Source organism: Teichococcus globiformis (genome assembly GCF_042646265.1).
Classification (GTDB): domain Bacteria; phylum Pseudomonadota; class Alphaproteobacteria; order Acetobacterales; family Acetobacteraceae; genus Pseudoroseomonas; species Pseudoroseomonas globiformis.
The window spans coordinates 454,612-475,864 of the sequence record NZ_JBHRTN010000018.1 but is presented as its reverse complement, the minus strand read 5'-3'; the positions used below and the strand labels follow the sequence as shown (position 1 = coordinate 475,864).

The window sequence follows — 21,253 nt, the reverse complement described above, 5'->3', positions numbered from 1 at the left end:
CCATGCTTCCAGAACTCCCCGTCACCGAAGCCCTGCCGCGCCTGGCGGAGGCGCTTCGCGCCGGCTCGAATGCCGTGCTGGTGGCGCCACCCGGCGCCGGCAAGACCACCCTCGTGCCGCTGATGCTGAAGGACCAGCCCTGGGTCGCGGGCGGAAAGGTCCTGGTGCTGGAGCCACGCCGCGTCGCTGCCCGCGCCGCCGCCCGCCGGATGTCCGACCTGTTGGGGGAGCCCCTGGGCCGCACCGTCGGAGTGGTGACGCGGCTGGACCGCGCCGTGTCGGACGCGACGCGGGTGGAGGTGGTGACGGAAGGGCTGCTGGTGCGTCGCCTGCAATCCGATCCCGGGCTGGAGGGCGTCGCCGCCGTGCTGTTCGACGAGGCACATGAACGCAACCTCGACACTGACCTCGCCCTGGCCCTTTGCATCGACCTGCAGCGAGCGCTGCGGCCCGAGTTGCGGCTGCTGGCCATGTCCGCGACGTTGGAAGCCGAAGGCTTCGCACGGCTGCTGGATGCACCGGTGATCGAGAGCCTGGGCCGGGCATATCCGGTCGTGGTTGAATACCGGCAGCGTGACCTCCGCGACGGGCGCGACCTGCCGGAAGCCATGGCCTCGGCCATAAGGGGCGCCTTGACCGACCATCCGGGCGACGTGCTGGCCTTTCTGCCGGGCTGGGGCGAGATCCGCCGCACCGCGGAGCGTCTGGGCGGGATCGACGCCGAGGTGCTGCCGCTGCATGGCGAATTGCCGCCCGCCGAGCAGGACCGGGCACTCAACCCGTCCGGACGCCGCAAAGTGGTGCTGGCCACTTCCATCGCCGAAACCTCGCTGACCGTGCCGGGCGTCCGCATCGTGGTGGATGGCGGTTTCCGCCGCGCGCCCCGCCTCGATCCGGCGACAGGGTTATCGCGCCTCGCGACGCTGCGCATTTCCCGTGCCGCCGCCGAGCAGCGGGCAGGGCGGGCTGGCCGCACGGAGCCGGGGGTCGCCATCCGCCTCTGGACCGAGGCGCTGCATCGCGGCCTGCCGCAATCCGACCGGCCGGAAATCCTGGAATCCGAATTGTCAGGCCTGGCGCTGGATTGCGCCGCCTGGGGCGCCGATCCCGGAAAGATGGCGTTTCTCGATCAACCGCCCGCCGGCACCCTGGCCGCCGCCCGCACCCTGCTGCGCGACCTCGACGCACTGGATGCCGCGGGCCGCATCACGTCCATGGGGCGGCGCATGGCGCGGCTCGGCACGCATCCGCGCCTGGCCCGGATGATGGCCGAGGCGGCGCATGAGGGGGAGGCGGCGCTGGCCGCCGAACTCGCCGCCCTGTTGGAAGAGCGGGACCCGATCCGTGGCCGCGAGGCTCCGTCCGACATCCGTCTGCGGCTCGATCTGTTGCAGGGCGGCGACGACCCGAATGCCGATCGCGGCGCGCTGGGCCGCATCCGCCGTGCCGTGGCGCTGCACCGCCGCCGCCTCGGCGTGCCGGGCGATGCCGAGCCGCATGGCGATGCCGGGCTGCTGCTGGCCGCCGGTTTCCCCGACCGCATTGCCGCCAAGCGCGGCACCATGGATGGGGCATTCCGCCTGAGCTCAGGGCAGGGCGCGCGGCTGCCCGCCACCGATCCGCTGGGCAAGTCACCGCTTCTGGCCGTGGCCGATCTGGAACTGGCCGGCACCGAGGCCCGCATCCGCATGGCGGCGCCACTGACGCGGGAAGCGCTGGAAGCCAAGTTCCCCGACAGGCTGGTGCGGGAGGAGGGGGCCGCCTTTGATCCCCGGACCAACAGCGTGGTTGCCCGCCGCCGCTTGCGCCTTGGTCCGCTGGTGCTGGAGGAGGCGACGCTCCCCCATGCGGACCCGGATGCGGTGGCGGCGGCATTGGCGGAAGCGGCAGCCACGCGCGGGTTCCGCGACCTCGACTGGAGCAAAGCGGCCGAGCAGACCCGCGCCCGCCTCGCCTGGATGCACCGCGCGGAAGGCGGAGAATGGCCCGATGTGTCGGATGAAGCCCTTGCGGCGGAAGGCGGCGCCTGGCTGGTGCCGTGGCTCGCCGGGCTGAACAAGCTGTCGCAGCTGCGTGGCCTGGATCTTGTCGCCATGCTGCGCGCCCTGCCGCCCCACCCGCTGCCGCGCCGTCTGGACGCCGATTTGCCGCCGCGCCTGGACCTGCCGGGTGGGCGCAGTGCCGCCATCGACTACACCGGCGACGTGCCTCGGCTGGAAGCCCGGGCGCAGCACCTTTACGGCGTCGCGGAACTGCCGAAGCTGGCAGGAGGACGCATCCCGCTGCAGGTGGCGCTGCTATCCCCCGCGGGACGGCCCATCGCCGTCACCGCCGATCTGGCCGGATTCTGGCGCGGTGGCTGGGCCGATGCCCGCAAGGACATGCGCGGCCGCTACCCGAAGCATGATTGGCCGGAGGATCCCTGGCGGCCGCGGGGCTGAAACTCGCGGCCGTGCCTCCGTTTTTGCGCCGCGATATCCTATATTCTCCACCGAGGTGATGACGCCGGTGCTGCCGGCCGCCGGATAAAGGAATGCTGCCCCGATGCCTGCTTCCCGACGCTCCGTCATGCTGGGCTTGGCCGGCCTGACCGTTCTGGCCGGCTGCACCGCCCCCGCCCCCGTACAGGCGCAATGGGGCCGCAACACCGTGCCCGACTTCGCCGACCTGGCCGAACAGGTGCTGCCGGCGGTGGTCAACATCGCCGTGATGTCGGAGCAGACCACCACACAGATCCCGCCAGAACTGCGCGGCACCCCGTTCGAGCGATATTTCCGCGAACGCCGCGGGCGCCAGCAGGTGCAGGGCGCCGGCTCCGGCTTCGTGATCGATCCGGCCGGCTTCATCGTCACCAACAACCACGTGGTCGGCAATGCGGCGCGGGTGGTGGTCGCCCTGCAGGATGGCACCGAGTTGCCGGCCCGGGTGGTCGGCACGGATGAACTGACCGATCTCGCCTTGCTGCGGGTGGAGGCTCGGGCCGCGCTGACCGCCGTGCCCTGGGGCGCCTCGGGTTCGGTGCGGGTGGGGCAGTGGGTGCTTGCAGCGGGCAATCCCTTCGGCCTGGGCGGCACCGTGACCTCGGGCATCGTCTCGGCACGCGGGCGCGAGATCGGTGCCGGACCGTTCGACGACTTCATCCAGACCGACGCCGCCATCAACCCGGGCAATTCTGGGGGACCGCTGTTCAACGCCTCGGGCGAGGTGATCGGCATCAACACCGCTATCTACTCGCCCTCCGGCGCCTCGGCGGGCATCGGTTTTGCCACTCCCTCCGACCTGGCGCGCGGAGTGATCGAGCAGCTCCGTCGCGATGGGCGGGTGGAGCGCGGCTGGCTCGGCGTCGCTGTGCAGGATGTGGGCGACGAAGCGGCGGGCGGCGGAGCGCCCGGGCGGGGACGTGGGGTCCAGGTCCAGAATGTGGAGCGCGGCAGTCCCGCCGCCCGTGCAGGCCTGCGTCCCGGCGACATCGTCACGGCGCTGAACGGCGAACGGGTTGAAACCTCCCGTGCCCTGATCCGCAGTGTTGCAGGCACGCCACCAGGGCAGACAGTGCGCATGAGCTTGGTGCGCGAGGGGCGCGCGCGGGAATTGGCCGTGCAAGTCGGCCGCCGGCCAGCCGGGGCCGGCTGACGGGAAAGGGCTACGACCCACCATCCCACAACCGGCGGGTGCGGCGCTTGTCGCTGCTTCACGCGGCAGAGCCGGCCCTGCGCAACTTGCGGAGCAGGGTGGTCCGATAAGGGCTTGGTTCCGCAATTGCGAATGATTATGGATTGCCGACGCAGCACCTCCTGAGCAGGAACACCCCCGTCCTTGACGCAGCTCCAAGCCCCGCGCGGCACCGCCCGTGAGTGACACCGCCCTTGCCACGGAGCATGAGGCCGCCATCGGGTATCGTGGTTTGGTGCTGCGGCGCTCGGCCGTGCTGGCGGTGCTGGCCTTGCTGCTGCTGGGCTCTCTGCTGCTGGACGTCGCGACCGGTCCTTCGCGGCTCGGCCTGTCGGATGTGGTGGGAGTGCTGCTGAACCCTTCCGCCGCTACTGGCCCGGTTTCCGTGATCGTGCTGGATGTGCGGCTGCCCTATGCGGTGATGGCTGTGCTGGTGGGCGCCGGCCTGGCCCTGGCGGGCGCCGAGATGCAGACGGTGCTGAACAATCCGCTGGCCAGCCCCTTCACCCTTGGCGTGTCCTCGGCAGCGTCCCTGGGCGCGGCGCTGGCCATTGTGCTGGGTGTTGGCGTGCCATGGATCCCGCAAAGCTGGCTGTTGTCGGGCAACGCCTTCCTGTTCGCCTTCCTGTCCGTTCTGCTGCTGCGCCTGCTGTCCCGCCTGCGCGGCGCCGGGGTCGAGGCGCTGGTGCTGTTCGGCATCGCCCTGGTCTTTGCCTTCAACGCGGCGGTGGCGCTGCTGCAGTTCATCGCCACCGAGCAGGCGCTGCAGCAGCTCGTCTTCTGGACCATGGGCAGCCTGGCGCGTGCCAACTGGCCGAAGATCGGCGTCATGGCCCTGGCGCTCGCCATCTGCATCCCCTTCAGCGCCCGCGCCGCCTGGAAGCTGACGGCGCTGCGCCTGGGGGAGGAGCGGGCCCTGTCCTTCGGTGTTGATGCCAACAGGCTGCGCAACGCCGCGCTGCTGCGTGTTTCGCTGCTTTCCGGAGTTTCGGTCGCCTTTGTCGGCACGATCGGCTTTGTCGGGCTGGTCGGGCCACATGCCGCGCGGCTGCTGGTGGGGGAGGATCACCGCTTCTTCCTGCCCGCCGCCGCGCTGTGCGGCGCGCTGCTTCTCTCCCTTTCCTCCGTCGCCAGCAAGATGCTGGTGCCCGGCCTGCTGATCCCGATCGGCATCGTCACGGCGCTGGTCGGCGTGCCGGTCTTCATCGCACTGGTCTTCACGCGGGGGCGGCAGGCATGAAGCTCGAGATCGAGGGGCTGACGCTGGGTTATGGCCGCCGCACGATCCTGAAGGATGCGCATGTGGAGCCCCTCACAGGCGGGCACATCACCGCTCTGCTGGGGCCGAACGGCGCTGGCAAGTCCACCCTGCTGCGTGGGCTGGCGGGGCTGCTGCCGGCGCGCGGCTCGGTCCGGCTGAACGGGCAGGAGATGGTGGGCCGCTCGCTGGAACACCGCGCGCGCCACATCGCCTACATGCCGCAAACCATTCCGCAAGGCGTGGCGCTGACGGTGCTGGAAACGCTGGTGGGGGCCCTGCGCGCCAGTCCGCCCGGCATGGGGAGCGGCGTGCCCAGCGTGGGACTGACCGCCAAGGCGGCCACCGACCGTGCGGTGGCGCTGCTGGAGCGGTTGGGCATCGCCCATCTGGCGTTAACCGGGCTGGACCGTCTTTCGGGGGGGCAGCGGCAGATGGCCGGCCTTGCCCAGGCGCTGGTGCGCCAGCCGGAAGTGCTGCTGCTGGATGAGCCGACCTCGGCGCTCGACCTGCGCTACCAGCTCGCGGTGATGCAGCTGGTGCAGGCGCTAACGGTGGAGCACGACCTGGTCACCGTGCTGGTGGTGCACGACCTCGCCCTGGCCGCGCGCTTCGCCGACCATGTGGTGGTGCTGAGCGAAGGCCATGTCCGCGCCGAGGGCGCGCCGGAAGCGACGCTGACGCCGGATCTGCTGGCCGAGGTCTATGGTGTCTCGGCGCGGGTGGAGCGGTGTTCGCTCGGCCATCTGCAGGTGCTGGCGGATACGCCGCTGGCGGGATGAGGCGGGGCTTCATTCCAGGCGCCGGAAGGTCAGCACCAGCACGTCGCGATGCCCCTCGCGCGCCGCATCCAGCGGCACCACCGGCGTCACCCCATGCCAAACCCGGCGGTCGTCCAGAAGCACGCTGTCCAGCGGCTCCGTCAGGGTGAAGCTGGCGGCTTCTCCTTCCTGCCCATCGATGCGGATGGCGGTGACGCCGCCCGCCACATTCTCCCGGCCGATCAGCGTCACCATCACGTAGTCCACCCCGTCGCGGTGCATGCCCTCGGGCGTTGGCTTGCCGGCTTCATCCGCACGGGCCTGGATGCGGAACTGGTGCGCTTCGACATGCCAGACCGCGCCAGGCACCAGACGGTCGAAGACGCTGCGCGCACCGCACAGCAGAGCGTCCAACGCTGGTCCTTTCGCCACCGCGTCATCGACGGGGGCGAACCAGCGCTGCACGCCGCCATTTAGCGGATTGTTGTTCAGGCTCTGGTAATGTGGCTGATGCGGTGCGCGCCGGGGGGAGGGATCGCCCGGCTCCAGCCGCCAGACAGCGTGGCGGCGCAATCGGTAGCGGCCCTTGTCGGCCATGAACTCATCCGGCCGCAGATTGTCCCAGCTGGCGGCGAAGGCTGACCAGGCTGCGCCGGATAGGCTGCCTGCGCCGCCGACGTCAAAGGCGGTGCGTGCGGCGTCCGCGTTCAGCGCGGCATATCCTTGCCCACCGATCGTGTCGCCCGTCCTGGCGCGAAGGATGCCGGCCTCGGAGTGGCCCGGCGTAGCCGAGCAGGCGTCGGCGGGATCGGCGTGGTGCATGGGGGGTCCCTGCAGCAAGCGGTTGAACCAGGCAGCATGGACCCCTCTTTGGGCAAGCGGAAGAGTGCGGTCATCCCGCCGCATCATGGCAGGGTTGCCCGGAACCCTGGCCGCGCGCGTGATGCAGGGTCTAAGCTTCTGTTCCGGGGGAAACAAAAACCATGCCCATGCAGCCCGCCACGCGGCAGGTCTTCTTCATCAACGCCGCCCATTCCATCACCCATTTCAGCCTGCTGATCCTGGCCACCGCGGTGCTGAGCCTGGTGGCGCAGGATGGTGGCCGGTTCGGAGCCGATTACGGGCCGGTGCTGGCGCTCGGCACGGGCATGTTTGTTCTGTACGGCGTGGGCTCCCTGCCGATGGGGTGGTTCGCGGCGCGCTTCGGGCGCCATCGGATGATGTTGGCCTTTTTCCTGGGCACCGGAGCCTGCATGGCGCTGGCGGGGCTGACCACCTCCGCCTGGTCGCTGGCCATCGCGATGGCCGGCATGGGCGCGTTTTCCGCCATCTACCACCCGATCGGCACCGCCATGCTGGTGGAGGCGGCGGGCGACAGCGTCGGCCGCGCCGTCGGCATCAACGGCGTCTTCGGCAATCTGGGTGTGGCGTTGGCGCCGGTGGTGACGGCGTTGCTGGCAGTGGGGCTCGGCTGGCGCTGGGCCTTTCTGCTGCCCGGGCTGGTCTGCATGGCACTTGGCCTGCTGTATGCGCGGGAGCCGGCGCCCGATACCAGTGCCGGCACGGCTGGCGCCAAACCCTTTCCGACAATTCCGCGCACCGTGGTGCGCCGGGCGGTGATCGTGCTGCTGTCGATCGCTGCGGCTTCGGGGTTGGTGTTCAACGCTTTCACCCTGCTGCTGCCCAAGCTGATGGAGGAGCGCCTGGCCGGCAGCCCGGATCTTCTTCCGGTCATCGGCATGCTGGCCTTCGGTGTCACGATCTGTGGCGGCCTCACCCAGTTCACGGTCGGGCGGATGATCGATCGCACCACGCTGCGGCGGGTTTTCCTGCCGATGGCGCTGGTGCAGGTGCCGGCAATGCTGGCGCTGGCGGTGGTGCAGGGCTGGCTGGTGCTACCGGTGGCGGCAGTGCTGGCGGCCTCGATCTTCGGCCAGGTGACGGTGAACGAGACGATGACTGCCCGCTACATCGCACCGCCGCTGCGGGTGAAGCTGTACTCCATCCGCTTCTTTGTGGGCTTCCTGGGGGCGGCAGCCGCGTCGCCCCTGATCGGCCTGCTGCATGAGGCAACAGGCAACCTGTCGCTGACGCTGCTGGTGCTGGGAGCCTTTGCCTGCGTCACCCTGCTCTGCGCCCTGTTCTTCCCTGACCGGCAGGAAGAACTGCGGCCCGAACTTTGGGCCGCCGCCCCGGCCGAGTAGCCGCTCTACCGGTCGTCCGGCTTGCGGCCGCGGAAGGCCATGACGACGGCGCCCAAGGCGAGAAGGGCAAACATCAGGATCGGCGGCGCGTCGAATTCGCCGATGCCGCCGAAGGTCAGCAGGGCCAGCAATCCGAGCGCAATGCCGGCGGCGAGGATGTAGCTCATTGGCCAAGATTCCTGTCCAGAAAGTCCAGGCTTCGCGCCAGCGCTTGCTCGGTCGCAGCCGGGTGGAAGGAGGCACGCTCCTCACAGGCGAAGCCATGTCCCGCGCCCGCATACACAAACACCTCAACCTCGGGCCGCGCCGCCTTCACCGCCTCAACATCGCGAAGCGGGATGCCGTGATCCTCGGCGCCGAAATGCAGCTGTGTCGGGCAACTCGGCACCTCCTCCCGTGCCGCCGCGATGCCGCCGCCGTAGTATCCGATGGCCGCCCGGAAACACTGGCTGCGCGTTGCGCCATGCCAAGCCACCGTGCCGCCCCAGCAATAGCCGACGATGGCCCGCCGGGCTGTGGAGGGGAGGGCAATGGCGGCAGCCTCGATGTCGAGCAGCGTGGCGCCGGGATCGATCCGGCCACGCAGCGCAATGCCGCGCTTCACATCCGCCTCGGCATAGCCCAGCTCGACCCCGGGCTCGACCCGGTCGAACAGGGCGGGACAGATAACGGCGAAGCCACGCGCGGCGAACTCGCTGCAGACGTGCCGCATGTGACGGTTCACGCCAAATATTTCCTGCACCACCACCAGTGCGCGACGGGCATCGCGCGGCCCTTCTCGCCAGGCGGAAAGTCGGTGGCCATCGGCCGCGGCGAGTTCGATCTGCATGGCGTTGCCTCCACAGCATCCGGGCCCCCGGAATGGTTCCCGTCCGGGCGGGTTCGGCCTATCCTCGGCGTATGGCAGAAATCGTCAACCTCAACCGACGCCGCAAGCAGGCCGTGCGGGAAGCGGAGGCCCGGCAGGCCGCCGCGAATCGCGATAAATTTGGTCGCACGAAGGCGGAACGTGCCCGTGATGCCGAGGCTGAGGCACGCCGCAACGCCCTGCTGGATGGTGTGCGGCAGGAGCCGGAAACCCTGCCGCGCGGCTGACCCTGCCGATCCGACCCTCTTAATCCGCCAGAACTCCGGCCGGAGGCGAAACTGCCGCGCCGCGGATGGCCGCCAGCAGGCCGGTGCGTCCCATCGGCTTGACCAGAACCCCGTCCATGCCCGCTGCGCGGCAGGCCTCGTGCTCTTCTTCACCATCGCTTCCCGTGAGGGCCAGGATGGCCAGGCGGGGGCGCGTGGGATCTGCGGCCTCCGCCGCACGGATCAGGCGCGCGGTCTCGAGCCCGCCCAGGCCCGGCATCTGTACGTCCAGCAGAATCAGATCCAGGCCCTGCCGCTCCAGCAGCGACAGCGCGGCCTCGCCGCTTTCCGCCTGTTGGACCTCATGCCCGCTACCCTGCAGCAGGGCCTGCACCACGAGCCGGTTCACCGCGACATCGTCCACCACCAGGATGCGCCGCGCGGGGCCAACTGCCGCCGCCGGCATCTCGGCAGGTTCCGGCAGCTTGGCTTCCGGCAGGTTCAGCCGCACCCAGAACTGGCTACCGGTACCGTCTGGCCCATCCTCGTAGCCAATCGAGCCGCCCATGGCCGACACCAGCCGTGCGGTGATGGCCAGCCCCAGCCCGTGCCCTTCGGCGGAACTGTTTTCCGGCATGAGGCGCGTGAACTCCCTGAACAACAAGGCGCGCTGCGCCCGTGGAATGCCGGGGCCGTTGTCGGTAATCTCCAGCACCAATCCACCATCGAGCCCTGGCCTGGCGGCCAGACTCGCCCGGCCAGCCTCCGGGGTGAACTTCACCGCATTGCCCAGGAGGTTGAGCAGGATCTGCCGCAACCGCCGGGCATCGCCTTCCAGCGCCGCCGGACAGCCCGGATCGACCTCCAGCCGCAACTCCAGACGCTTGCGCTCCGCCTCGGGCGATAGCAGCGCCATCGCATCCTCCAGCAAGGGGCGCAGGGGCACGATGCCGCGGTGCAGGGTCACCCGTCCCGCTTCCACCATGCCGATGTCCAGGATGTCGTTGACCAGCGCCAGCAGGTGGCGGCCCGCCTGGCCGATCACCTGCACCTGTTCGCGCACCGGGGGCGGCAGGTCACGCCGCGCGGCCAATGCGTCCGAAAGGCCGAGAACACCGTTCAGCGGCGTGCGCAACTCGTGGCTCATCCGCGCCATGAAGCGCGACTTGGCCGCATTGGCCCGCTCGGCCTCGTCCCGGGCCGCGGCAATGCCGGCCATGGCCCGCCGCTCTCCCCGCTCGCGGAACAGCACCATCAGGGCAAAGCTCGTCACGACCCCATGCAGCAGCGATTCCAGCAGGATCAGCTGGAACAGCGGATGCGTGGGCAGCCCGGTGCTGCTGCTCCATTCCGGCATGATCAGCACAGCGGGAACGCGCATCAGGATCAGCGTCGCGTGCAGGGCGAAGGAGGCGGCCAGAAGGCGGCGGAAGGCGGGCGATTCCGCGCGGCTGCGCAGGAACTCCACGGCGCAGGCCAGCATGACGGGCGCGGCCAGAAGAGAGGTGAGGAAGATACGCGCTTCGAGGGGCTGCATCACCGGCAGCCGGCGGGCGATCAGCCAGATCAGCGGCGTCAACAGCAGCATCCACCAATAAGCCGGGCGGCCGTCGAAGCGGCGCGCACCCACCCAGGCGAAGCCCGTCGCCAGCAGGATCAGGGCATTGCCGGCATCGATCGACACCCAGTCCGGCGCAAGCCCGCGCAGACCAAGGACAAGGCTGCCGAGTCCGGCGGAGATCAGCGCCAGCCCCCATTCGCACAGGCCAGGCGTGCGCTGCCGGTCCAGCGAGAGCCCGACCCACAAGGCGCCGAGCATGATGCTGATGAGGGTGCTGACGATCAGCAAGGTAGCGCTGTCGAGGGTCAATCTGGGTGGGCCTGGCGTGAACCACACCCGCAACAGGGCATGGATTGAGCGTCACCGGAGCGCTTTTGCCCCGGCGGCGCAGTCTGACGACCCGCGCAACTCAACCTTAGAGCGAATTATCTTGCTGCGAAACTAAAACGGATTGCAGGGAGCGTAGAGTTACACGTTGAAGCGGAACAGCATGATGTCGCCATCCTTGACGGTGTACTCCTTACCCTCGACCCGTGCCTTGCCAGCTTCCTTGGCAGCCTGCTCGCCGCCCAGCGCCACATAGTCGTCATAGGCAATGGTTTCGGCCGCGATGAAGCCGCGCTCGAAATCGCCATGGATCACGCCGGCGGCCTGCGGCGCCTTCATGCCCTTGATGATGGTCCAGGCACGGGCCTCCTTGGGACCGACCGTGAAGTAGGTCAGCAGGCCGAGCAGCCCGTATCCGGCGGCGATGATGCGGTCGAGCCCCGAATCGGACAGGCCCAGCCCTTCCAGGAACTCGCCCCGGTCAGCCTCGTCCATCTGGCTGATCTCGGCCTCGATGGCGGCGGAAACCACCACGGCACGCGCACCCTCGGCCTCGGCTCGGGCAAAGACGCGCTGGCTCTGCGCGTTGCCGGTGCCCGCGGATGCCTCCTCCACGTTGCAGACGTAGAGCACGGGCTTGGAGGTCAGCAGCTGCAGGCGGCGTGCTGCTTCCTCCTCCCCCTTGGGAATGGAGGCGCGGGCGGGCCGGCCTTCCCGCAGCCCGGCCAAAATCGGTTCCATCAGCACGAGCTGCGCGGCGCTTTCCTTGTCGCCGCCGCGTGCCTTCTTCTGCAGTCCCGCCTGGCGCTTCTCGAGGCTGTCCATGTCGGCCAGCATCAGCTCGGTCTCGATGGTGTCGGCGTCGCGGATCGGGTCCACGCTGCCCTCGACATGGGTGATGTCATCATCCTCGAAGCAGCGCAGCACATGCACGATGGCGTCGCATTCGCGGATATTGCCGAGGAACTGGTTGCCCAACCCTTCGCCGCGCGAGGCGCCGCGGACCAAGCCGGCAATGTCGACGAATTCCAGGCTGGTCGGCACGATCTTGGCCGACTTGCCGATCTTTGCGATGGTGTCGAGACGCCGGTCCGGCACCGCGACACGGCCCACATTGGGCTCGATGGTGCAGAAGGGATAGTTGGCGGCCTGGGCGGCGGCGGTCTGCGTCAGCGCGTTAAACAGGGTCGACTTGCCGACATTCGGCAGCCCGACGATTCCGCAATTGAAGCCCATGAGCCGGTCCTCGAAGAATGCAGTGCGGCCGGGCGGGCTCGGGGCCCGCCGCGGCAAGGGGGATGTTCAGGCCGCGCCGAGCACGGCCGCGATTTCCTGGGCGATCTGCGCCGCAGCGATGCGGGCCGCCGCATCGTCCGTCGGCAGGGAAAGGGCGGCGGCGCGAATCTGGGTCACGGCTCCGCCGACGGAAACGTCGAGCGACTTGGCCGCCGCCGCGATCAGCCCGGCGCGGGCGGGCGGCGCGGCCTCCGACACGGCCTGTGCCATGGCCAGGGCCAGCGAGGCACGCGCCGCGGATGCCTCGATGGCGCCCTGGTGGCCGGTATCGCTGCTTTCCAGCGCGGCGGCAGTGGTGGCAAAGCTTTGTGCCTGGGCCAGAAGCCCGGCCGCCAGGGCGGCTGCGCCATTGGCGAGGTCCTCGGGGCCAGGGCCGCCGAACTCGGCAGCCAGTTCCGCCGCCGCCACTTCTTCCATCGCCATCGTCTACTTCTCCTGGGTCAGCAAGGCCACGCGGGTCATGAACGCCTCCCGCTCGCCACGGGCGAGAAGAGGGGCCGCATCCGCCACCGCATCCAGCATGGGTTCCACCCAGGTGTCCACCTTGGCGAAATTGCCCAGCACATGGCCGGTCACCTTCTCCTTCATGCCGGGATGGCCGATGCCGAGGCGCACGCGCCAGTAATCGGGTGCACCCAGGCGGCGGTCCATATCGCGCAAGCCATTATGGCCGGCGGCGCCGCCACCCTGCTTCACGCGGATGCGGCCGGGCGCCAGATCCAGCTCGTCATGAAAGGCGGTGATGTCGGAGAGCGGAATCTTGTGGAAGGCCGCGGCGGGCTGAACGCTTTCGCCAGAGAGGTTCATGTAGGTCTGCGGCTTCAGCAGCATGACCTTGGTGCCGCCGAGATGGCCTTCGGCCACCACCCCCTTGTAGCGGCTGCGCCACGGTGTGAAGCCGTGGCGCGAGGCAATGGCGTCGAGCGCCAAGAAGCCGATATTGTGCCGGTGCCGCGCCTGGCCCGGCTCGGGGTTGCCGAGGCCGACCCAGAGCAGCACCGATCCGATACCTTCTTACTTCTTGCCCTTGCCCTTGCCTTTCGCCTCGGGGGCAGGGGTCGGGGCGGCCTGGACGACGATCTCTTCCTCGACCGTCGGCGGCGCGATGGTCGCCACCACGAAGTCGCGGCCGACGATCACCGGCTTGGTGCCCTTGTGGTCCAGCACGTTGGACCAGCGGACGCTGTCGCCGATGTTGGCTTCGGACAGGTCGATCTCGAACTGATCCGGCACCTGGTCGGGGTCGGACAGGACCTCGAGGTCACGGCGGACGACGTTCAGCACGCCGCCTTCCTTCACGCCCGGCGCGTTCTCCTCGTTCAGGAACGTCACCGGCACCTTCACCCGGATCAGCTGACCCTGCGCCAAGCGCTGGAAGTCCACGTGCAGCGGGGTGTCCTTAACGGGATGGAACTGGACGTCGCGCATCAGGCAGCGCTCGGTCTTGCCACCAGCCACGGCCACCTCATAGAGGTGGGACTGCCAGCCGCCCTTGTGCAGCTCCTTCATCACGTCGCGCGGGTCGAGCGACAGCATCGTCGCCTCCTGCTTCGCGCCGTAGATGACCGCGGGGACACGCCCCGTCCTCCGAGTCGCGCGCGCCGCCCCCTTACCGGCCAACTCGCGCGCCTCGCCCTCGATCCGAATGGTCTGGACCATTGCTTGGCTCCAACTGAGTTAGGGGCGCCCTTCCGGGCGCCAATTCCGAGAAACCTGTTCTCGGGCGGCTGCCCGAAAACAGTTGCGCCGGCCTCCAGGGGTGCCAGCGCAGCGGCGGGCAATACGGCATCCGCGGGACCAAGGCAACAGCCACGAGCCTTGTGACAGCCGGCACGCAGGGTGGCGATGCCGCGAGGCGCCGTTCCCACCGGCTTGGCCAACCCCAGCATCCTTCCGCGAGGGCCTCGTCGGGCAGGCGGGGCGCCGCCGGGTCAGTCCGGAAGCGCCAGCGCGTCGAAACGCCAGGCCTGCTCGCCGGGAGCCGGTGGCGTGACCCACATGGGCAAGGCATTGGGGGTGCGCACATTGGCCGGCAGCCCCGCTTCGGCGCGAAAGGCACGCCAAACCGCGCCATGCGCCACGATCAGCACCGGCCCGGGCTGTGCCAGGCATTCATTGATCGCGCGCACGGTGCGCTCCCGAAGGGCAGCGAAGCTTTCGCCGCCTTCGGGAGTAAAGCGCCCTTCCACCCAGTCGTCGAACCAGCCGGACATTTCCTGGCCTTCCTGCACACCGAAGGACACTTCACGCAGATCCTCGTGGATCTGGACCGGCTGCCCCAGCACGGCCGCCGCCGCCTCTGCCGTGTCGCGGGCGCGGGACAGGGGGGAGGAAACGATGGTGGCGATCTGCTTTCCCGCCAAAGCGCGAGCCGCCCGCTCGGCCTGGGCCACGCCTACGGGGTTCAGCGGGATGTCCACATTGCCCTGGGACAGTCCGCGGGCGTTCCAGTCTGTTTCGCCATGGCGCAGATACCAGAAGGGCGTCTCGGTCAGCGGCATCAGGCAGCAAGTCCCTCGGTCTTCATGGCGCGCTGCACCGCGGGGCGGGCCAGCATGGCCTCCCAATGCTTCGCGACCTTTGGCGGCAGGTCCACGCCGAACTTCCTCGCCCAGAGCGTGACGTAGAACAGCGCCGCGTCGGCCACCGAGTAGCCCGAGGCCAGCAGCCAGGGATCGCCCTCCCATTTGCGCTCGATCTCGGCGTAGGCAGCGGCAACCATGGCGCGCCCCTGCTCGATCACCTTGGGGTGGTCGGCCTCGCTGGGCGCGTATTTGCCCTGGTTGAACAGGCGCGAAAAGGCGTGACCGTGCAGCGTGCCAACAATGAAATCCATGGCTTCCAGCGCACGGGTCTGCTCGGCAGGATCGCCCGGCCACAGCCCGGCGCCCGGGTTGGTCGCCGCCAGCCAGTAAGCGATGGCGGGCCATTCGGTCAGCACGGAGCCATCGTCCCGCTGCAGGGTCGGCACCTTGGATTTCGGATTCACCGCGGTGAAGTCGGGCTTCTTGTGGTCGCCGGACTGGAGCGACAAGCGGGCCAGTTCGAAGGGCGAGCCCACCTCCTCCAGGATCACGTGGATGCCGAGGGAGCAGGTGCCGGGGGCATAGTACAGCTTCATGGCTTCTCTCCAGTCAGGGCCGGTCACGGCCTGGACGCGGAGCATCGGCGCCGCCCCTGTCCGGCGCAAGGGGCCTTCGGGAGACTGCTGCAGGGCGGGTGCTGGCCGCAGGCCAGGCAGCCCGCCCAACGGCCTGGGTCATCTCAGTTGAACAGCGTGGAAACCGAGCTTTCCTCGGAGATGCGGCGCACCGCCTCGGCCAGCAGAGGGGCGATGGTCAGCTGGCGGATATTGGAGGACACCCGCACCGCTTCCGTGGCCTGGATGCTGTCCGTCACCACCATGCGCTCGATCGGCGCGGCGCCGATGCGTGCCACGGCACCGCCGGAGAACACGCCGTGGGTGACATAAACGCTGGCGGAGCGGGCTCCGTTCTTCAGCAGGGCTTCGGCGGCGTTGCACAGCGTGCCGCCGGAATCGACGATGTCATCAACCAGGATGCAGTCCCGGCCTTCCACGTCGCCGATCACGTTCATCACCTCGGACACGCCGGCACGGGGGCGGCGCTTGTCGATGATGGCCAGGTCGGTGTGCAGCCGTGCGGCAATCGCACGGGCGCGCACCACGCCGCCAACATCGGGGGAGACCACCATCAGGTCGCGGCCCTTGTAGTGTTCCAGGATGTCGCGGGAGAACAGCGGCGCGGCAAAAAGGTTATCGACCGGAATATCAAAGAAACCCTGGATCTGCCCGGCATGCAGGTCGAGCGTCAGCACGCGGTCGGCGCCGGCCTCGGTGATCAGGTTGGCCACCAGCTTGGCAGAGATCGGGGTGCGGGGGCCGGACTTCCGGTCCTGCCGCGCATAGCCGAAATAGGGCAGCACCGCCGTGATGCGCCGCGCCGAGGAGCGCTTCAGCGCGTCCAGCGTGATCAGCAACTCCATCAGGTTGTCGTTCGCCGGATAGGAGGTGCTCTGAACAACGAACACATCCTCGCCACGGATATTCTCGTGGATCTCCACGAACACTTCCATATCCGCGAAGCGGCGGATGGAAGCCTGGGTGAGCGGCAGGTTCAGCGCGGCGGCAACCGCCTCGGCGAGCGGGCGGTTGCTGTTGCAGGCGACGATCTTCATGGGGCGCGGCGTCTCCGGGCGGCGGGACCGTGGGGGATGCGGGCCCGGCAGAGGAATTCGGCGCGTGTTACCAACGTGACGGTGCCATGTCTATCGCCCTCCCACGCCGCGTCATGAACGCTGCGCGGTGCGGCAATGCCCAAGGGCGGGGTTGGCACCCGGCTGGTTGCCCGGCTCTCCCCCGTGGCGCGAAGTTTGGTGGCCATTTTCGCCGGAGCGGACCTCCAGGGGGTGGGAGGTCCCCTAGCAGGCTCAGCGTGCCGCGCGCCGCGAGGGCTGGGTGGCTGCAGGGGGCGCAGGCGGTGGCGGCGGGGGATCGCCCTCGCTCCGCGCAGCGGCGGCAGGTTGCTCGGGAGGCGCGTTGATGGCGTTGTCCAGCACCTGCTTGACGCCCGACGCCGCTTGCTCGGCAGCCACATAGGCCACATCGCCCCACAAGCCGTTCAACGTGCCGCGCGGCACCTCGTTCAGCTGCACCACCCGTCCCAGCTCATAGCCGTCGCGGCGCGAAACGATCCATTGCAACTCGATCCGCTGCTTGTTGTCCGGCACGTTCACGGCCTCGACCACGCCCTGCACTGCATAGGTCGCGCCTTCGGCCGTGTTCTGTGGCAAGTAGCCGAGCCGGGTCAGGAAATCGCCCAGCCGCGTATTGAGGCTGGTGTTGCCGTCACCGGGCGCGCCTCGCACCCCGGCGAGCCGAACCTTGATCGGGCCCTGACCGGCCAGAGCGGCGGGATCGCTGGCCTTGCGGCTCGCCTCCACCTGACCGAGCAGCTTCGCAACCTGCGGCGCGTCGCGCCGGGCCACGGTCTTCAGCAGCGTCAGGTCGGCGGCTGCCCAGGCGCGGGCGGGCACGGGCTGGCCCTCCGCCTGGCCCAGCGAGGCGCCATCCGCGTCGCGCAGCGTGTACAGCGGCACCACCTGCGCGCCGCGCGGCTCGGCCGCCAGGGCGAGCTTCCAGTCCAGCGGATTGCCCTCGATGGCGGAGGCGGGGATTTCCGTCGCCACCAGTGCTTCCGCCATGAGCGCAGCATAGCCCGCTGCCTCCTGCGGGCCGAGTCCCGCGCCGTCGGGCACCGGTACGGCGATGCGGTAGGCGGGCGGCAGGGCGAGCTGCGGCGCGGCGCCCCCTGGCTGGCCGGCATAGGGGCGCAGATCGACGCAGCCCGTGGCAAGCAGCAGGAGAACGGGCAGCAACAGGCGGCGGGCGAGGTCAGACCAGGGCAAAGCAGGACACCAGCAGGGTGAGAAACATCAGAACAAAGAACATGATCATGTAGGGCATGACGCGCCGTCCTCAGCCGGGCAGCGCGATGGCCGAGAGCTGGTGACCGATCGGTCCCTCGCCGTTCAGCGTGCGGCGGCGGTGGCTGAAGAACCGGTCCGGCTCCGCGAAGGTGTCGGCGGCGATCACGCCCACCAGGCCCGCCCCCGCCGCCACCAGCCGCGCGGCGCAATAGCCCGGAAGATCGAACTGCCAGTGGCCGGGCCGACGGCCACTCATGAAGAAGCGGTTGGCGGCTTCATTGCCCTCCAGCACCGCGTCGCGCAGGTCGGCGCCGACCTCGTAGCTGTTCTGCCGGATGCAGGGGCCGACCACGGCCGTGATGTCCGCGCGCTGCGCTCCCAGCTTCTCCATCGCCTCCAGCACCGCCTCCAGCACGCCGGCCACGGCGCCGCGCCAGCCGGCATGGGCGCCCGCCACAACGCCTGCCTTCCGGTCGGCGAACAGCACCGGGCCACAATCGGCGGTGACAATGCCCAGCGCCAGCCCCGGCACCCTGGTCACCAGCGCGTCGGCCTTTGGCCGGGCATCGTTGGGAATGGGCGCCGTCACCTCCGCCACCTCGATTCCATGGACCTGGTAGGCGCTGGACAAGGCTGCGGCGGAAAGCCCGATCGCCTCCATGGCGCGGCTTCGGTTGATCACGACCCGTCCGGGATCGTCCTGCCCCGACAGCGAGCAGTTCAGGGAGGCGAAGCCGCCCATGGACACGCCGCCACGCCGGGTGAAGAAGCCGTGCGGCAGCCCGGAAAGCGGATCGGCGGTCAGGAATTCGGCGGTCATGGCGTCTCGAAACCAGGCAGTGAGGTCAGGGCAGGGTGGCAAAGCGCCAGCGCCTTGAACAGACGTCCCATCCCTTCGGGCGCGATCAGGCGCTGCGCGGCCGAAAGCTGGTGCCCCGCGGAGGCGGGATGGGCGCGGGCCAGCATGGCAGCGCGGGTCACCAGGCCCAGGGATTGCAGAAACAGGCCTTGGGGCACCGGACCGTGCGTGGCGGCGCCGGCGGCACGCGCTGCCTCGGCCACTGCCTGGAAATCCACATGCGCGGTGATGTCCGCGCTGCCGGGCGGCTCCAGGGGATCGGCGCGCCGGTGCTGACGCAATGCCTGCAGGCTGTCGCCCAGTCCGCTGCGGGCCGGGCCATAATCCAGGAACAGCGCCGCGCCGCCCTGGGCCGCCAGCCGCGCCCCGAGCGCCGCAGCCATGGCGCGGGCGGGCTCCGAGATTTCCTGCACCGCGCCCTCCGGGGCTTCCGGCGGCAGGGATGGCGCCGGCCCGGCCTCGAACTCCGCGAAGGCGCCATTCTGGACAAAGCGCTCGGTCCAGCGGTGACCGCGGCGGACAAACTGCCGGATCGGAAGTGCGTCGAGAATTTCATTGCCCAGGATCAGCGCCGGGCCCGGGGGCAGGGCGGCAAGATCGTCATGCCATTGCGGTGTTGCCTCCGCGAGCCGCGACGCCTGAGCCTCCCGCAGCGCCGGGCTCTGCTCCACCAGATGCAGCCGGAGCGCGGCGCGGAAAGCCGGCATCACGCCGCCAATGGCGCGCAGCGCATCGGCCATCAGCGTGCCGCGCCCCGGCCCCAGTTCCACCAGCAGCACAGGGTCGGGCCGGCCCATCGCCTGCCACACCACCGCCGTCCAGAGGCCGAGGCATTCGCCGAAGGCCTGGCTGATCTCGGGCGAGGTGGTGAAGTCGCCGGCCGCGCCGAAGGGGTCGCGCCCGGCGTAATAGGCCGCCGCGGCGCGGGCCATGAAGCGGTCGAGGCGTTCCGGCCCCTCCGCGCCCTCCGTCATGCGGCAGCCCGCTGCGGCGCCGGCCTGGCCCGCACCATGAGCGCGACGCCCACCAGCACCATGGGAACCGACAGAAGCTGCCCCATGGTCGCGCCGCCCCACAGGAAGCCGAGCTGCGCATCCGGCTGGCGGAACATTTCGCCCACCAGCCGAGCCACGCCATAGCCTGCCAGAAAGGCGCCGGCGGTGAAGCCTTCACGGGCGCGCAGCGGCGGGATGCGAACAATGAACTGCAGCAGCACGAACAGGATCAGCCCCTCCATCGTCGCCTGGTAGAGCTGGCTCGGGTGGCGCGGCTCGGGGCCTGCATGGGGGAACACCATGGCCCAGGGCACGTCCGTGACGCGACCCCACAGCTCGCCATTGATGAAGTTGGCGACCCGGCCGAAGAACAGCCCGATCGGCACCACCGCCGTCAGCCGGTCGCCGAAGCGCAGGATGGACAGTCCCTGCCGGCGGCAGAACAGGATGATGGCGAGGATCACCCCCGCCGCGCCGCCATGGAAGGACATGCCGCCGCGCCAGAGATACAGCGCCTCCCAGGGGGCCGAGAGATAATGGTCGGTCTGGTAGAACAGCACATAGCCGAGCCGCCCGCCCAGGATGACGCCCAGCACGGCCCAGGTGACAAAGTCATCCACCTGCTCGCGCGTGGCGGCAACGGGGCCGAGCACAACCAGCCGCCGCATCAGCCGCCAGCCAACAACAATGCCGGCGATGTAGGCCAGGGCATACCATCGGATGGCGAAGGGGCCGATCTGCACCAGCACCGGGTCGATGGCGGGAAACGGGATAGCGAGGAGCATCAGCGATACGGGTCCTCGGCCATCAGGAAATCCTGCACATAGCGCCGCACGCCGTCCTCCAGCGGGGTCGGGTTTGCGGCAAACCCGGCCTCCCGCAGCCGGTCCATGCGGGCCTGCGTGAAATATTGGTACTTGCCCTGCAGGTCGGCCGGCATTTCCATGAAGGCGATGTCCGGCGACTTGCCCAGCGCCGTGTAGATGGCGTTGGTCAGGTCCAGAAAGGACCGGGCGGTGCCGGTGCCGGCGTTGAACAGGCCGGAAATCTGTGGGTTGTCCAGCAGCCACAGCATGATGCCGACGCAGTCATCCACGTGGATGAAGTCGCGCAGTTGCTCGCCATCGGCGATGCCCTCGCGATCGGAGCGGAACAGAGTGGCCGGCGCGCCGGTCATGATCTGGCGGAACTTGTGCAGCACCACGCTGGCCATGCGGCCCTTGTGGTGCTCGTTCGGGCCATAGACGTTGAAGAACTTCAGCCCTGCCCATTGCGGCGGGGCGGCGCTGCCGCGGGCCAGCAGGTCGGCCACACGCCGGTCGGTGGCATGCTTCGACCAGCCATAAAGGTTGAGAGGCCGCAAACGGGACAGGAATTGCGGTGAGGCATCGTCCTCGAAGCCGTGGCCGCCATCGCCGTAGGTTGCCGCGGAAGAGGCGTAGATCAGCCGCACCCCGTTGCGCGCGCACCAGGACCAGAGCTGGAGGGTCAGGGACAGGTTGTTTTCCGCCACCGCATCCCCGTCACGCACGGTGGTGTCGCTGACGGCGCCGAGGTGGAAGATCGCCTCGGGCTTCGGCTGTTCCGCCAGCCAGTCCCAGAGCTGGTCGGGCGGCAGAATGCCGGCGATGTTGTGGTGGGCGATGTTGCGCCACTTCTCCCGCCCCGGGTCGCCGGCGCGCAACCGGTCGCAGACCAGCACCTCGGCGCCGCGCTCGCACAGTGCCGCGACAAGATTGGAGCCGATGAAACCCGCGCCCCCCGTGACCAGATACATGGGTGTGGAACCTCCTCATCT

At 69.4% G+C, this 21,253-nt stretch carries 22 protein-coding genes; 6 read left to right on the top strand and 16 right to left on the bottom strand.

What is annotated here, in order from left to right; genetic code table 11:
• Positions 1–2: 2 nt before the first annotated feature.
• The 4 genes from hrpB (at position 3) to ACFOD4_RS16495 (ending at position 5,712) form a co-directional block, all read left to right on the top strand.
• The gene (gene hrpB, locus ACFOD4_RS16510; RefSeq protein ID WP_379598156.1) at positions 3–2,441 is read left to right on the top strand and encodes an ATP-dependent helicase HrpB; all 2,439 of its coding nucleotides are present in this window, start codon (positions 3–5) and stop codon (positions 2,439–2,441) included.
• Positions 2,442–2,544: 103 nt separating this feature from the next.
• Positions 2,545–3,633, top strand: coding sequence for a S1C family serine protease (locus ACFOD4_RS16505; protein ID WP_379598155.1), 1,089 nt, complete (start codon positions 2,545–2,547; stop codon positions 3,631–3,633).
• Positions 3,634–3,850: 217 nt separating this feature from the next.
• On the top strand, positions 3,851–4,912 hold the full coding sequence (locus tag ACFOD4_RS16500; protein WP_379598153.1) for a FecCD family ABC transporter permease: 1,062 nt from the start codon (positions 3,851–3,853) through the stop codon (positions 4,910–4,912).
• The gene (locus ACFOD4_RS16495; protein ID WP_379598152.1) at positions 4,909–5,712 is read left to right on the top strand and encodes an ABC transporter ATP-binding protein; all 804 of its coding nucleotides are present in this window, start codon (positions 4,909–4,911) and stop codon (positions 5,710–5,712) included. The genes ACFOD4_RS16500 and ACFOD4_RS16495 overlap by 4 nt, the downstream gene beginning before the upstream one ends.
• A gap of 9 nt (positions 5,713–5,721) precedes the next feature.
• On the opposite strand, the gene ACFOD4_RS16490 is transcribed toward ACFOD4_RS16495, so the two are convergent.
• A complete protein-coding gene (locus ACFOD4_RS16490; protein ID WP_379598150.1) occupies positions 5,722–6,513 on the bottom strand; it encodes a 2OG-Fe dioxygenase family protein in 792 nt (263 codons plus the stop codon).
• A gap of 161 nt (positions 6,514–6,674) precedes the next feature.
• Between ACFOD4_RS16490 and ACFOD4_RS16485 the strand changes: the two genes are divergently transcribed.
• On the top strand, positions 6,675–7,895 hold the full coding sequence (locus tag ACFOD4_RS16485) for an MFS transporter (RefSeq protein ID WP_379598148.1): 1,221 nt from the start codon (positions 6,675–6,677) through the stop codon (positions 7,893–7,895).
• A 5-nt stretch (positions 7,896–7,900) separates the two neighbouring features.
• Here the strand turns inward: ACFOD4_RS16485 and ACFOD4_RS16480 are convergent, their stop codons facing one another.
• Together ACFOD4_RS16480 and ACFOD4_RS16475 are read right to left on the bottom strand one after the other, a co-directional pair.
• On the bottom strand, positions 7,901–8,062 hold the full coding sequence (locus tag ACFOD4_RS16480; RefSeq protein ID WP_379598146.1) for a hypothetical protein: 162 nt from the start codon (positions 8,060–8,062) through the stop codon (positions 7,901–7,903).
• Positions 8,059–8,724, bottom strand: coding sequence for a dienelactone hydrolase family protein (locus ACFOD4_RS16475; protein ID WP_379598144.1), 666 nt, complete (start codon positions 8,722–8,724; stop codon positions 8,059–8,061). Before ACFOD4_RS16475 ends, ACFOD4_RS16480 begins: the two co-directional genes overlap by 4 nt.
• A 71-nt stretch (positions 8,725–8,795) precedes the next feature.
• Here ACFOD4_RS16475 and ACFOD4_RS16470 point away from each other — a divergent pair, with 71 nt between their 5' ends.
• Positions 8,796–8,990 (top strand): DUF4169 family protein, encoded by a 195-nt coding sequence (locus ACFOD4_RS16470; RefSeq protein WP_379598142.1) that lies wholly within the window; start codon positions 8,796–8,798, stop codon positions 8,988–8,990.
• Positions 8,991–9,009: 19 nt separating this feature from the next.
• Here ACFOD4_RS16470 and ACFOD4_RS16465 read toward each other — a convergent pair whose 3' ends face one another.
• From ACFOD4_RS16465 to rfaD, 13 genes are all read right to left on the bottom strand, one after another.
• A complete protein-coding gene (locus tag ACFOD4_RS16465) occupies positions 9,010–10,839 on the bottom strand; it encodes an ATP-binding protein (RefSeq protein ID WP_379598141.1) in 1,830 nt (609 codons plus the stop codon).
• 159 nt (positions 10,840–10,998) lie between these two features.
• On the bottom strand, positions 10,999–12,093 hold the full coding sequence (ychF, locus tag ACFOD4_RS16460) for a redox-regulated ATPase YchF (protein ID WP_379598139.1): 1,095 nt from the start codon (positions 12,091–12,093) through the stop codon (positions 10,999–11,001).
• A gap of 66 nt (positions 12,094–12,159) precedes the next feature.
• Complete coding sequence (locus ACFOD4_RS16455) at positions 12,160–12,576, bottom strand: hypothetical protein (RefSeq protein ID WP_379598137.1); 417 nt, start codon at positions 12,574–12,576, stop codon at positions 12,160–12,162.
• 3 nt (positions 12,577–12,579) lie between these two features.
• A complete protein-coding gene (gene pth, locus ACFOD4_RS16450; RefSeq protein ID WP_379598135.1) occupies positions 12,580–13,152 on the bottom strand; it encodes an aminoacyl-tRNA hydrolase in 573 nt (190 codons plus the stop codon).
• Between the two features lie 15 nt (positions 13,153–13,167).
• On the bottom strand, positions 13,168–13,812 hold the full coding sequence (locus ACFOD4_RS16445; RefSeq protein WP_379598133.1) for a 50S ribosomal protein L25/general stress protein Ctc: 645 nt from the start codon (positions 13,810–13,812) through the stop codon (positions 13,168–13,170).
• A gap of 272 nt (positions 13,813–14,084) precedes the next feature.
• Positions 14,085–14,654, bottom strand: coding sequence for a histidine phosphatase family protein (locus tag ACFOD4_RS16440; RefSeq protein ID WP_379598131.1), 570 nt, complete (start codon positions 14,652–14,654; stop codon positions 14,085–14,087).
• Positions 14,654–15,274, bottom strand: a complete 621-nt coding sequence (locus ACFOD4_RS16435; protein ID WP_379598129.1) for a glutathione S-transferase family protein — start codon at positions 15,272–15,274, stop codon at positions 14,654–14,656. The genes ACFOD4_RS16440 and ACFOD4_RS16435 overlap by 1 nt, the downstream gene beginning before the upstream one ends.
• Before the next feature lie 143 nt (positions 15,275–15,417).
• Positions 15,418–16,350: a ribose-phosphate pyrophosphokinase gene (locus tag ACFOD4_RS16430; RefSeq protein WP_379598127.1), complete on the bottom strand. Its 933-nt coding sequence runs from the start codon at positions 16,348–16,350 to the stop codon at positions 15,418–15,420.
• A gap of 252 nt (positions 16,351–16,602) precedes the next feature.
• On the bottom strand, positions 16,603–17,580 hold the full coding sequence (locus ACFOD4_RS16425) for a hypothetical protein (RefSeq protein ID WP_379598125.1): 978 nt from the start codon (positions 17,578–17,580) through the stop codon (positions 16,603–16,605).
• A gap of 70 nt (positions 17,581–17,650) precedes the next feature.
• Complete coding sequence (pgeF, locus tag ACFOD4_RS16420) at positions 17,651–18,421, bottom strand: peptidoglycan editing factor PgeF (protein ID WP_379598123.1); 771 nt, start codon at positions 18,419–18,421, stop codon at positions 17,651–17,653.
• Positions 18,418–19,434 (bottom strand): class I SAM-dependent methyltransferase, encoded by a 1,017-nt coding sequence (locus ACFOD4_RS16415; RefSeq protein WP_379598121.1) that lies wholly within the window; start codon positions 19,432–19,434, stop codon positions 18,418–18,420. The genes pgeF and ACFOD4_RS16415 overlap by 4 nt, the downstream gene beginning before the upstream one ends.
• The gene (gene lgt / locus ACFOD4_RS16410; RefSeq protein ID WP_379598119.1) at positions 19,431–20,240 is read right to left on the bottom strand and encodes a prolipoprotein diacylglyceryl transferase; all 810 of its coding nucleotides are present in this window, start codon (positions 20,238–20,240) and stop codon (positions 19,431–19,433) included. The genes ACFOD4_RS16415 and lgt overlap by 4 nt, the downstream gene beginning before the upstream one ends.
• Positions 20,240–21,232, bottom strand: a complete 993-nt coding sequence (gene rfaD / locus ACFOD4_RS16405; RefSeq protein WP_379598117.1) for an ADP-glyceromanno-heptose 6-epimerase — start codon at positions 21,230–21,232, stop codon at positions 20,240–20,242. The genes lgt and rfaD overlap by 1 nt, the downstream gene beginning before the upstream one ends.
• Between the last annotated feature and the right edge of the window lie 21 nt (positions 21,233–21,253).